The organism is Agrilactobacillus composti DSM 18527 = JCM 14202, assembly GCF_001436375.1.
GTDB lineage: Bacteria > Bacillota > Bacilli > Lactobacillales > Lactobacillaceae > Agrilactobacillus > Agrilactobacillus composti.
Genome location: NZ_AZGA01000002.1, coordinates 75,031 through 87,741, shown reverse-complemented (window position 1 = coordinate 87,741; position 12,711 = coordinate 75,031). Strand labels below are relative to the sequence as shown.

Genomic DNA, 12,711 nt, shown 5'->3' with positions numbered 1-12,711 from the left:
GGAGGGTTTTATATGGCAAAAATTCGGGTAATCGTCGCAGGTTTTAAGGGTCGCATGGGTTCAACTACGTGTAAGATGGTGTTGGCGCATCCAGATGAATTTGAACTTGTGGGTGGTTTTGATCCCAGTGGTGCGGCTGATCAAAGTTTAGGACAACAGCTACAACTACAGGCGGCTGAAGCTATCCCCGCATTTACTGATCGCCAAGCCACACTACAAGCCAAAGCAGATGTGTGGGTGGACTTTACCACGCCTGATGCGGTATTTGATAATGTGAAATTTTGCTTGACCCAGCATATCTATCCTGTTGTTGGCACCACCGGGTTATCAGATGATGCCACCAAAACCTTAGTCACGCTGGCCCAACAAGAAAAAATGGGGGGCTTGATCGTCCCTAATTTTGCTTTAAGTGCGGTATTAATGATGAAGTTTGCCCAAGAAGCAGTTAAATACTTCCCCGATGTGGAAATTATTGAGTTACACCATGATGACAAACAAGATGCCCCTAGTGGGACCGCTTTGCGGACGGCTGAGATGATGGCTGAAGTTCGTCATCCTAAACAACAAGGTCCAGCTGATCCAAAAGAATATTTAGCGGGTGTCCGGGGCGGTGATTATCAGGGGATGCGTATTCATTCTGTACGCTTGCCTGGGCTTATTGCCCATCAGCAAGTCCAATTTGGCGGTGTTGGTGAAGGTTTGACCATTCGCCAAGATTCCTATGATCGGGCTTCATTTATGACCGGGGTGGCTGTGGCCATTCGTAAAGTCAAAGCTCAAACACAATTATTGATTGGGCTGGAAAACGTGTTATGAGATTGGTTGAACTGGCACCGGATTTTGTGGCGGGTAAGCCGTTACTACAAACCATTGAAGCAGCCGGCTTTGAGGCTTATTTTGTGGGGGGTGCTGTTCGCGATGCCTTATTAAAACGCCCCATTCATGATGTGGACATCGCCACTAGCGCTTTTCCGGCGGAAGTGAAAGCTTTATTTAAAAGAACAGTGGATACCGGTATTAAGCATGGCACGGTGACAGTACTGGATCATGGGGCCGGTTATGAAGTGACGACCTTTCGAACTGAGTCAACTTATCAAGATTTTCGCCGGCCAGATTCAGTGACTTTTGTCCGCTCCTTAAAAGAAGATCTCAAACGCCGGGACTTTACCGTAAACGCCCTGGCCATGACCGCTGATGGTCAGATCATTGATTTATTTGATGGTTTGGCAGACTTAAAGGCCAAGCGTCTCAAGGCGGTTGGGATTGCTTATGAACGTTTTCATGAAGATGCCCTGCGGATGATGCGGGCAGTGCGCTTTGAAGCTCAGTTGGATTTTAAGTTGGCACCTAAAACCAGTGCGGCAATTCGTGAAAATCATATGTTACTAACGAAAATTGCCATGGAGCGAATTCACAGCGAATTTGTCAAAATGATGTTGAGTCCACATTGGGCAGCTGGGTTAGCCGATTTTGTGGAAACGCAATTGTATTTAGCAACCCCAGGTTTAGCGCAGCAGCAAGCGGCACTAACGGCTACGCTCAGGGCGGTTGGTGTCTGTCAAAATGAAGTGCAGGTTTGGCTTTTATTGGCTTGGCAAATGCAATGGTCGCCAGACCAGTTACAGCAGGTGTTAAAAGCTTGGAAGTCAGCCAATGATGTTATTGCTGCCAGCACGATGGCGCTGACTTTGTGCCAACAGTTGGTGCATTTGTCCGGTCAGTCATTAAAGTGGGCCTTATATCAAGCCGGGAAACCGGCTTTGACGGATGCGTTACAAGTTTTGCGGATGGTTGGCCAGCTTCAACCGGCTCAAATTCAGACTTTTAAGCAGCAATATGCTGAGTTGCCCATAAAAAGTGCTCGGGATTTAGCTGTTAATGGCCGGGACTTAATTGCAGCGGGTTTTAAACCCGGGCCAGCTTTGGGGCAACAATTACAGTTATTACAAAAACAAGTCCTTGCCGGTACAATTGCCAATAAACCGAGTGCTTTATTGGCAGTCCTTGGGAAATGAGTTGTTAGTTATCTCAGTAGAAAATGTGTTAAAATAGCAATGTAAGCATATTCAGAAAGGATGACTGTTATGGATCAAGATCATGTCTTTAAAGAGTTGAAGTTTTATTTCCGAAATGGGGACCAGTGGGTCATCAACCATGATGAATTTACTGATCTGTGGATTTCCCGGGTCACCACCAGCTACGGCCGGATCAAAGGTGGCCGGATGCAAGAAATTCATCCCTGTAAGAGTTTCAAAGCTGATATTAACCCGGAGGCAGATCACGCCAGCACCGATGACATCAACACGGGTTCTCTAGAAATGGGGATGTTTGGTCGAGCTACAAAATATCAAGACATTGAGCGCTGTGCATTGATTTTTGAAGACGACCAAGAAGATGCCGAAATTTATTTCCCATTCAAAAATAAAGATATCTCCGGTTTAGATAATATTTATCAAACCAGTTATATTTCTAAGAAGAATGGTCATTTATACATCGTCATTGATCAAGACAAGACGGTTTTTGATCAATATCCAGACGCATAATCTGATACCTAGTAAGCCGTGGTACTCATTTAGAGGGCCACGGTTTTTTTGTGTGGCGCTGGTTTGGCCTTGCACTGGGGGAGCGAATTCTATAAGATAGAGACAGCATTCATTATTCGAGTTTATTAGAAAAAGAGGTATACTTTTGCAGACATTGACTGCCACGGATCTGAGCCGTTCTTACGGTGAAAAGGTCCTTTTTAACCAAATAAATTTCTTGATCCATGATTCTGATAAAATTGGTTTGATCGGTTTAAACGGTACCGGCAAAACCACCCTATTAAATACGATCGCTGGTTTGGAAAAGCCCGATAGTGGGGTCATTGAAACGCCTAATCAATATAAGGTATCTTATTTGCGTCAGGATAATCAGTTGCCTAACGTGACGGTCTTAGAAGCTGCCTTAAGGGGCGAAGGGCCAGAATTTGAAGCCATTCGGACTTATGAACGTATTTTAAAAGCTTATAGTTTGGCCCCTAACGATCAAAAAATACAAGACCAGTTCTTTCAGGCTGAAAATGACATGAATCGTTTAGATGCTTGGCAGATCGATACGGAATTAAAAACAATTTTAACAGGATTGCATATTACGGATTTTAATCAACGCACTAGCCAATTATCTGGGGGTCAGGTCAAACGGGTAGCTTTGGCCCAAGCCTTATTAGATAAAGGGGATCTATTGATTCTAGACGAACCGACCAACCATTTAGACTTTGATAGTATTGCTTGGCTGGAGAAATATTTACAAAGTTATCGGGGCGCTTTATTGGTAGTGACCCATGATCGTTACTTTTTAGATGCAGTTACCAATCAAATCTTTGAATTAGATCAGGGGCGCTTGTCGATTTTCCCAGGGAATTATGAAGCCTATGTGACTCAAAAAGCCCATCAAGATGAAGTAGACGCCGCCCAGGCCCATAAGCAAAAACAACTTTATAAACAAGAGCTAGCTTGGATGCACGCCGGGGCCAAAGCCCGCACCACCAAACAACAAGCACGAATTGAACGTTTTAAGGATTTAAAGGCCAATTTACCCACGGGCGGCGGTAATGAGGATGTGAGTATTAATATTGGTGAACAACGCTTAGGCAAAAAAGTGATCGAACTCAAGGACGCTAATTTAAACTTTGATGATAAAGTGATTTTAAAAGATTTCAATTTATTAGTGCAAGCAGGCGATCGCATCGGGATCACCGGCGTCAATGGGGCGGGCAAGAGTAGTTTATTAAACGTTATTGCTGGCAAAATCCCTTTAGACACAGGGATCTTGACTATCGGTGAGACGGTTAAAATGGCTTATTACACCCAAATTACCGAACCCATTGATCCTAATAAACGGGTCATTAAGTACTTGGAAGATGTGGGGGAAAGTGTGACCAGTAAAAGCGGGACGCAGATCAGTGTGACCCAATTGTTAGAGGAATTTTTATTTCCGCGCTTCATGCATGGCACTTTAATTGCCCGCTTGTCTGGGGGGGAATTACGCCGACTTTATTTATTAAAATTATTGATGTCGGAACCAAATGTTTTATTGTTAGACGAACCTACCAATGACTTTGATGTCCAGACTTTAACCGTTTTGGAGAATTATTTAGCCGACTTTAATGGCACAGTGATCACGGTGAGTCATGATCGGTATTTCTTAGATCAAGTCACCGATCAATTGCTGATTTTTAATGGGTCCGGTTCTATTACCCGCTATCAAGGTCAGTTGAGTGACTATTTAAAAGCCCAAGCAGCCAGCCAAGGGGCTGAAAAAACCAAGCAAAAGACGCAGGCGTCGGCTAATGATTTACCGACGGAAACTAAAAAAACTGCAAAAAAGCATAAATTAACGTATAATGAGCAAAAAGAATATGCTGGCATTGAAGGACAGTTAGACCAATTGGATCAACAAATTCAACAACTCAAGGCCCAAATGACAACTGTGCCGGGGACAGATTATCAAAAGCTAGCCGATTTGCAGCAACAAATTGACCACCTGAATCAAGAAGTGGATCAAAAAATGGATCGCTGGGCCTATCTCAGTGAATTTGCATAAGTGAGGAGCAGGTTGATGTTAGAGGATGCATATTTAGAGTTAGAGCGGAAAATTTTAAATCAAGGCCACTATAAAGATGATCGGACCAATACGGGGACTTATAGCATTTTTGGCTATCAGATGCGTTTTGATTTACAAGCCGGATTTCCTTTATTGACCACCAAAAAAGTGCCTTTTGGTTTGATCAAAAGTGAATTGCTGTGGTTTTTAAAGGGCGATACCAATATTCGTTTTTTACTGCAACATAAGAATCATATTTGGGATGAATGGGCTTTCAAAAATTATGTGACCAGTGCGGCTTATCAAGGACCTGATATGACTGACTTTGGCCATCGGGCCACCACTGACCCAGCATTCAAAAAGATTTATGATGCGCAAATGCAGGCTTTTGATGCCCGAATTTTAGCTGACCCACTTTTTGCTGAAAAATTTGGAAATTTAGGCAATGTTTATGGTAGTCAGTGGCGGCATTGGCGGACTAGCAATGGGCAAACCATTGATCAAATTAAAAATGTTATCGATATGATCAAACGAACACCGGATTCCAGACGCCTAATTGTCTCGGCGTGGAATCCAGAGGATATTCCGAACATGGCCTTGCCACCGTGTCACACAATGTTTCAATTTTATGTCGTTGATGGGCGGCTTTCCTGCCAGCTGTATCAACGCAGTGGGGACGTTTTCTTAGGGGTTCCCTTTAATATTGCCAGTTATGCGTTGTTGACCCATTTAATTGCCCAAGCAACAGGCTTAGCTGTGGGTGAATTTGTGCATACTTTAGGGGATGCCCATATTTATAAAAATCATTTACACCAGGTGCAAGAACAATTGACTAGAACACCTAGAAATGCCCCAAAACTCATTTTAAATCCGGATAAACAGGATATCTTTGATTTTGAGATGGGCGACATTCATTTGGAAAACTATGACCCTTATCCGGCGATTAAAGCACCGGTAGCAGTTTAGGAGGTTATTTATGCTGGCATTTATTTGGGCGGAGTCAAAAAATCATGTGATTGGTGCCAATGGCAAAATGCCTTGGCATATTTCAGATGATTTGAAGTACTTTAAAAAAACCACACTCAATCACTGTATCGTCATGGGCCGCAAAACCTTTGCCAGTTTTGGTGGGCGGCCTTTACCCCAACGGCAAAATATCGTGTTAAGTCGGCAAAATGAGCTAGACTTACCAGCGGGGGTCATGCAATGTCACGATCAAGCCGCCGTCTTAGCTTATGCAACTGAGCATCCCCAAACCCAAGTCTTCATTATTGGGGGCGCCCAGGTCTTCACATTATTTATGGATGTGGTCCAGCGGCTTTATGTGACCCGTATTCAAAAAGAGATTACCGGCGATACTTATATGCCACCAATACCTTGGACGGCATTTAAACGCGTTTCACAAGTACCCGGTGCCGAGAATATAGAATTTCCCCATCAATTTGAAATTTATGACCGTATTTAAAAAAGTATGATCCGGATGACATTTTCGGATCATACTTTTTTATAATGGGTGTGCAGATTAAATGTAAAATAAAATGGAAAAATACATCAACGCAGACCCCAGAATAACAAACAGATGCCAAATCACGTGGATAAACGGAATGGCCCGCATGCTGTAAATCACAGCGCCTAGGGTAAAGGCAACGCCACCTAAAATCAGCAGCCATAAACCCTGCCAACCTAAAGTTAAATATAACGGATGCATGGCAATCAATACGCCCCAACCCATGAGCACATAAAGGCAGGTCTCTAAGCCCCGGTGGGCCCCCACATTAAATATTTTGTAAAGGATACCGCTAATGGCTAGCAGCCAAATGACCCCACACAACACCCAGCCAAAAGTCCCCTGGATGGCTAGCAGACAATAGGGTGTATAGGTACCGGCGATTAATAAAAAAATACTGCTGTGATCAAATATTTGAAAGACATGTTTGGCTCGAGTGAAAATCAAGCTATGGAAAAGTGTGGAACTCAGATATAAAATAATCATAGAGGCCCCGTAAATGGCATAGGAAACGATGGCTAAAGTACTATGTTCTCTAAGGCCCTTTAAGAGTAAAATGACTAAGCCGGTGATGGCTAAGAAAACAGCCAAACCATGGGTAACAGCATTTAACACTTCATTAGTGATTTCATATTTTTTACTGAGGTGGGGTCGTTCGTTAAAAATTGATTGACGCATATGTCGTTTCCTCCTATGTAAAACAGTGTGCGGGACCTGTAAATCTTTGTTATACTAATTAATCAGTGAACCATATTTTTATAGTAACACCAAAGCTGCCTTTTGACGATGTATTATATCAGGGCATAAATTAGTGGCCAAGCTGATTGGCCGAAAGTGAGTGTAATTCATGGCAAAAGTAAAAATTGTAACGGACTCTTCAGTGCAGTTGACCCCTGAAGAAATTGATAAGTATGCTGTCAATGTTATTCCTTTAACAATTGAAATTGATCAAAAATCTTATGTGGACGATGTGGATATTACCCGCAAAGACTTTATGACGATGATGGCCCAAGCAGCTAGTCTGCCCAAAACCAGTCAACCTTCAGTGGGGAAATTTTTAGATTTATTTGATAAATTGGCGGTAGATGGTAGCCAAATATTAGCGATTCATATGACCGAGGCCATTAGTGGGACAGTCAATGCGGCCCGCCAAGCTGGCGAAATCTCGCGGGCGAACGTCACGGTGGTGGATAGTCAATTTACCGACCGGGCCATGGCCTTTCAAGTGATCGAAGCTGCTAAACTGGCTCAACAAGGGGCAGACATGGCCACTATTTTGGCCAAAGTCAAAGAGGTCCGAGAACATACCCGCTTAGTGATGGGCGTTGTGGATTTAACAAACCTGGTCAAAGGCGGCCGCTTAAGCCGGGTTTCCGGGATGATCAGCGGTTTGTTGAACATTAAAATTGTCTTGGAACTACAAGACGGTAAACTCCATGCCGTGGCTAAAGGTCGTGGTGAAAAGGCGATCATGCGTTACGTGGACAAGGTGATCACTGAGATGAAGACCCTGCCGCCGATTGAAGCCATCGGTATTTCCCATGCGGCTGGGTTAGCCATTAGTCAACGGGTTGCTGATAAGGTTCGGCAAGTGATTGCCAATGTACCGATCTTGATTCGCGAAACGGACCCAATCATTGCCACGCATGCTGGCCCAGGTGCGTTTGCATTGATGTTTTATACGAAGTAATTCATAAAGTAGGTGTTATTTTTTGAAGAAATATTGGCTATTAGGGATGCTGCTTAGCCTTTTTTGCATAGGTGGTCTTTTTGTAGCTGTTACTGAGGTACAGCCTAATGTGGCCTTAGCTGCTAAGAAGACGACTAAATCAGTGCGGCCAGTTGCCAAAAAACAACTGCAAATCACCGCCATTGGGGATTCGTTGACCCAAGGCGTTGGGGATTCGGCCAAGGATCAAGGCTATGTGGGCTTGTTAAAAAAAACCATTACGAAGAAATACCCTAAAACAAAAGTGACCACCGCCAATTTTGGCGTGGGGGGTAATACCAGTGCGCAAATTTTGGACCGGGTTTTAAATGATCCCAAAATTACGGCCAGTGTCCAAAAAGCAGATGCTGTCGTTATGACCATGGGGGGCAATGACATTATGCAAGTCATCTCAAAAGACCCCTTACACGTGACGACACAGGCGGTAGACACCAAAGCCCAGGCAGCATGTAAAAATTTAACGCAGATCATTCAAAAGATTCGAACCGTCAATTCCCAAGTGCCGATTTTTGTGATCGGACTTTACAATCCTTTTTATGTCTTAATGCCCACGGTGACCACGATGCAAGCTGCAGTTCACAGCTGGAATGCGGGGACCCAGGCAGCCTTGAAGCTACAAAATCGCAGTTATTTTGTGCCCGTTGATGCTATTTTGACCAAGGGGGACGCCAAAACGAAAAAGGCCGTGGCTAAACGCTTGAAATCAGTGGCCACTACTAAGCAGGCTCAGGCAGCCAGCAACAGTAGTTCTAAAAAGGAACCTGAGTTGACTAACCCATATCTTTATAAAAAAGATCATTTTCATCCCAATCATGTGGGTTATGAAAAAATGACCACTGAACTTTACCAGGTCATGGCAGATCATAAAAAACTGTGGCTATATCAAAAGAAGTAGGAGTTTTAAGACTTTGACACCAAAACCAAAAAACACGCAAATCACTAAGCGGCATAATCCTTGGAAAATTGCCTTTGTAACGTTAATTTTAGTGCTTATTTTTGCAGTTTCGTTTGTGAGTATTCGGGCTTTTAGTCCAATGCCGGCGCAAGATAATCAAACAAAACTGACAGCTAAAAACGAGTCCTTCAGTGTGACGTTTAATAAAAAGCAAATTAATGGGTTTATCCATTATTATTTAGCTAATCAATTGAAAAATGAAACAGTGAAGTATAATTTTACGCTGGAAAAGCATGCCGTACTAACAGGGAAACTGTATTTCTTAAATCAGCCGGTGGAGTTCTCTTTGGCCTGTGATCCTTATGTTTTGGAAAATGGTAATGTGCAATTAAAGGCCAGATCTATTGCTGTAGGTCGGCTAAACTTACCTTTAACCTTTGTGATGGGCTATATCAGTCATAATTTCAAATTACCAAAATGGGTTGAAGTAGATGCTAATAAACAATTGATCAATTTAAAATTGAATCAATTTAAATTAGCTAACGGGATGCAATTCACTGCCAAAAGAATTGATTTGAAACAAGATAAAATTGAATTTAATGTCTTTTTACCACCGGTCAAGTAAAGAAGGTAACCTATGAAACGTAGCTTTTATCAATGGTTGATGACCCAGCGTAATCCTAATGGTCATGACGAACTGGCCAATTTTGCCAATAATGCTTTTTTTGATCAGGCTTTTCCTAAACAATCAGAAGACTATCATGAAATTGCCCAGTATTTGGAACTCAATGGTACTTACTTACCAAATATGGATGTGTTCGATGGGGCGTTTCGGGAATATCAGGAATTGAATCAACTTTAATTAAAAATCGAGGTAGAACTAGTGGCAAAACAACAGCAGCAAAAACTTGGACAACCTAAAAAAAGACAGCTTTTTGTGCCTATTTTTGTGGGGATCGTGGCCTTTATCGCCGGTATTGGCTTAACATTGGTCGCCGGCTTAGCCATGATTGGCCATGTGGGCTTTTCCCAAAATCAAAGTCGTGGTAGTTTGTCAAAAATTACCAGCGTTTATCAAACTATTAAGGCGAACTACTATCAACCCGTGTCTTCAGACAAACTGATCAATGGGGCCATTAATGGCATGGTGTCTAGTTTGAATGATCCTTTCTCAGAGTATTTAGCTAATCAAGATGCCACGGATTTAAATAATACGATTTCCGGTAGCTTCGGCGGCATTGGGACTTCTGTCAAACAAGCGGGTAATTATGTAGCCGTGGATGCGCCCGTTAAAAACACTCCGGCTACCAAAGCTGGTTTAAAAACCGATGACCTCATTGTCAGTATTGATGGCAAGTCGGCTAAGGGGTTGACCGTGGCTAAAGTTGTCGCTAAAATTCGCGGCAAAATCGGTACTAAAGTCACCCTAGGCCTGCGTCGGGGGAGTACTGCATTCACTTTGACCTTAACGCGGGCTAAAATCCCTGTTAAAACGGTGACGGGTGCCATTGATCCAACGAATCCCACGGTGGGCAATATTCAGATCACAACTTTTTCTGAACCGACTGGCAAGGAATTGAAACAGACCATTAAATCCCTGCGTCAAAAGGGAGCTAAATGCTTCGTCATTGATTTAAGAGGGAACCCTGGGGGTACTTTACCGACGGCCCTTGAAACGGCTAGTATGTTCTTAAAAAATGGCCAGACTATCATGCAGACCCAAGAAAAAGCTGCTCAACCTGTTAAATATGTGGCCAGCAAAGACTATGATCAAGGTTTTAAAGTGAAGGAAAAGACCGTTGTGTTAGTCGATGGTGATTCAGCTAGTGCTGCTGAAATTTTTGCCAGTGCTTTACAGCAATCGGCCCACGATCAGGTCATTGGGACACAATCCTATGGGAAAGGGACAGTTCAGACTGTTTCTGACCTTGGGGGCAATAGTGAAATGAAGATCACCACCGCTAAATGGCTGCAGCCAGACGGCACTTGGATCAACCATAAAGGGGTTACACCTGATCAAAAGGTGAAGTATCCAGATTATGCTTATTTGAGTACCTTTGACACTGGGAAGACCTATCAATTAAATCAAAGTTCTCGAGCCATTGTGGCGATTCAAAAGATCTTAAATGCGTTGGGTTATACTGTGGATCAAGAAAACGGGGTTTATGATCAAAGTATGCAGACTGCGGTCACCAATTTCCAAAATGATCAACTCAAAAACGGCGTGACCGGTTTGCAAGCTAACGGAATTGTTGATCCAGCGACGGGGGATGCCTTAGTCAATGCATTAACCCAGAAGATTTCCCAAAATGATCCCATGTACGCAAAGGCAGTGGCTGTTTTAACACAGTAGGAGGTAAATATGGCAATTCAATGGTTTCCCGGGCATATGGCGAAAGCTCGGAATCAGGTTCAAGAAAAATTAAAGTTAGTGGATATTGTTTTAGAAATCGTCGATGCCCGCTTACCGGCAAGTTCTCAAAACCCCATGTTGGCTGAAATTATTGAACAAAAGCCAAAAGTTGTTATTTTAAACAAAGCAGATTTAGCCGATCCCAAGGCAACAGCTGCTTGGCAAGCATACTTTCAACAACAAGGGGCAGCTAGTCTGGCCCTAGATGCGCAACACAAATCCCGGTTGCCACAAATTGATAAAATTGTGCGGCAAGTTTTAAAGGACAAAATTGCCCGCCAATATGCCAAAGGCTTACAGCAGGCTAAGGTCCGAGCAATTTGTATTGGCATTCCCAATGTGGGCAAGTCGACGATTTTAAATCGATTAGTTCAAAAAAATATTGCTAAAACTGGCGATCGCCCCGGTGTCACTAAAAATCAACAGTGGTTAAAGGTCAATGCTGAATTTGAAGTGTTGGACACGCCGGGTATTTTGTGGCCAAAATTTGAAGATCAGACCGTGGGGACAAAGCTAGCCCTTTTAGGGTCGATCAAAGACAGTCTATATGCGCAAGATGATGTGGCGTTATTTGGCTTAAATTATCTGAGACAATATTATGACCAACGTTTGCTGGATGCCTATCACCTCACCTCAAAAGACCTGACGTTAAGTGATCCGGATTTGATGATGTACTTGACGAAAAAAACGGGGTTAAAAGAAGATTATGATCAATTTTCGACCCGGTTTATTCTAGATGTCCGGAAGGGGCGTTTTGGCCGGTTGACCTTTGATCAAATTCCAGAGGGGGCACCACATGCCTAAGGGATTGACCATTGCGGCTGTCCGGGTGTTACTTGCCTCAGGGGAGCTTTCTGACGCTAAACTAACGGTGCTACAAGCAGATAAGCGCAAGGGTGTGCAACAATTACTGGCACACTATCACCGCCAACAATTTAAATTGGCCCAGGCCCAAGCGGCTTTTAAACAGCGTTGTCAATTAGAACAACGCTATTGGGCCAAAAACCAACTGGTTGCCGGCATTGATGAAGTGGGTCGAGGGCCCTTGGCGGGGCCTGTGGTCACCTGTGCCATTGTGTTAGCCCCTGATTTCAACTTAGTGGCGGTCAATGACTCTAAACAATTGGCCGATCATCAACGGCGGGAATTGTTTACTAAAATATTGAGTGAGTGCTACAGTTGTGCTATTGGCTATGCGGATAATCAAGCCATCGATCGGTTCAATATTTATGAAGCTACCCGCCAAGCCATGGGCAAAGCGGTGGCGGGCTTGACCCTGGTACCATCAGGTTTGTTGGTGGATGCCATGACCGTGCCAACGGCTATTCCCCAAGAAAAATTGATCCATGGGGATGCTCGGAGTGTCAGTATCGCAGCCGCGAGTATTGTGGCTAAAGTGCTTCGGGATGACCTTATGAAAATGTATGATTCGGTCTATCCGGGCTATGGGTTTAGTAAAAATATGGGTTACGGTACGGCTGCGCATTTGCAAGGGTTGCAACAATTGGGACCTACACCGATTCACCGCCATAGTTTTGCACCGGTGCGCCAATATGAAAAGTAATTAATTTAAAATAAATCTA

General features: G+C 43.5%; 14 protein-coding genes. 13 read left to right on the top strand and 1 reads right to left on the bottom strand.

The window, feature by feature from the left end:
* Positions 1-12 precede the first annotated feature (12 nt).
* The 6 genes from dapB (at position 13) to FC83_RS00715 (ending at position 6,049) form a co-directional block, all read left to right on the top strand.
* Positions 13-816 (top strand): 4-hydroxy-tetrahydrodipicolinate reductase, encoded by an 804-nt coding sequence (gene dapB / locus FC83_RS00740; protein ID WP_035451702.1) that lies wholly within the window; start codon positions 13-15, stop codon positions 814-816.
* Positions 813-2,015, top strand: coding sequence for a CCA tRNA nucleotidyltransferase (locus FC83_RS00735; protein ID WP_057002261.1), 1,203 nt, complete (start codon positions 813-815; stop codon positions 2,013-2,015). The genes dapB and FC83_RS00735 overlap by 4 nt, the downstream gene beginning before the upstream one ends.
* A gap of 69 nt (positions 2,016-2,084) precedes the next feature.
* The gene (locus FC83_RS00730; protein ID WP_035451704.1) at positions 2,085-2,543 is read left to right on the top strand and encodes a hypothetical protein; all 459 of its coding nucleotides are present in this window, start codon (positions 2,085-2,087) and stop codon (positions 2,541-2,543) included.
* A 145-nt stretch (positions 2,544-2,688) separates the two neighbouring features.
* Positions 2,689-4,584 (top strand): ABC-F family ATP-binding cassette domain-containing protein, encoded by a 1,896-nt coding sequence (locus tag FC83_RS00725; RefSeq protein WP_035451706.1) that lies wholly within the window; start codon positions 2,689-2,691, stop codon positions 4,582-4,584.
* Positions 4,585-4,599: 15 nt separating this feature from the next.
* Complete coding sequence (locus FC83_RS00720; RefSeq protein WP_035451707.1) at positions 4,600-5,550, top strand: thymidylate synthase; 951 nt, start codon at positions 4,600-4,602, stop codon at positions 5,548-5,550.
* 10 nt (positions 5,551-5,560) lie between these two features.
* A complete protein-coding gene (locus FC83_RS00715; RefSeq protein WP_035451709.1) occupies positions 5,561-6,049 on the top strand; it encodes a dihydrofolate reductase in 489 nt (162 codons plus the stop codon).
* Positions 6,050-6,106: 57 nt separating this feature from the next.
* Here the strand turns inward: FC83_RS00715 and trhA are convergent, their stop codons facing one another.
* A complete protein-coding gene (gene trhA, locus FC83_RS00710; protein WP_057002260.1) occupies positions 6,107-6,769 on the bottom strand; it encodes a PAQR family membrane homeostasis protein TrhA in 663 nt (220 codons plus the stop codon).
* 169 nt (positions 6,770-6,938) lie between these two features.
* Between trhA and FC83_RS00705 the strand changes: the two genes are divergently transcribed.
* Genes FC83_RS00705 through FC83_RS00675 form a run of 7 tightly spaced genes read left to right on the top strand, consistent with a single transcriptional unit; the run spans position 6,939 to position 12,692 of the window.
* The gene (locus tag FC83_RS00705; protein ID WP_035451711.1) at positions 6,939-7,781 is read left to right on the top strand and encodes a DegV family protein; all 843 of its coding nucleotides are present in this window, start codon (positions 6,939-6,941) and stop codon (positions 7,779-7,781) included.
* A gap of 22 nt (positions 7,782-7,803) precedes the next feature.
* The gene (locus FC83_RS00700; protein ID WP_081763016.1) at positions 7,804-8,715 is read left to right on the top strand and encodes a GDSL-type esterase/lipase family protein; all 912 of its coding nucleotides are present in this window, start codon (positions 7,804-7,806) and stop codon (positions 8,713-8,715) included.
* A gap of 13 nt (positions 8,716-8,728) precedes the next feature.
* A complete protein-coding gene (locus FC83_RS00695) occupies positions 8,729-9,340 on the top strand; it encodes a YpmS family protein (RefSeq protein ID WP_052004523.1) in 612 nt (203 codons plus the stop codon).
* Positions 9,341-9,352: 12 nt separating this feature from the next.
* Entirely contained in the window at positions 9,353-9,577 is a 225-nt protein-coding gene (locus FC83_RS00690) for a YozE family protein (RefSeq protein WP_035451713.1), read from the top strand.
* Between the two features lie 21 nt (positions 9,578-9,598).
* Positions 9,599-11,068 carry a S41 family peptidase gene (locus FC83_RS00685; RefSeq protein WP_057002259.1) on the top strand — a complete coding sequence of 490 codons (1,470 nt, stop codon included), beginning with the start codon at positions 9,599-9,601 and terminating at the stop codon, positions 11,066-11,068.
* 9 nt (positions 11,069-11,077) lie between these two features.
* Positions 11,078-11,932, top strand: coding sequence for a ribosome biogenesis GTPase YlqF (gene ylqF / locus FC83_RS00680; RefSeq protein WP_057002258.1), 855 nt, complete (start codon positions 11,078-11,080; stop codon positions 11,930-11,932).
* 4 nt (positions 11,933-11,936) lie between these two features.
* Entirely contained in the window at positions 11,937-12,692 is a 756-nt protein-coding gene (locus FC83_RS00675; protein WP_035451762.1) for a ribonuclease HII, read from the top strand.
* Positions 12,693-12,711 lie beyond the last annotated feature (19 nt).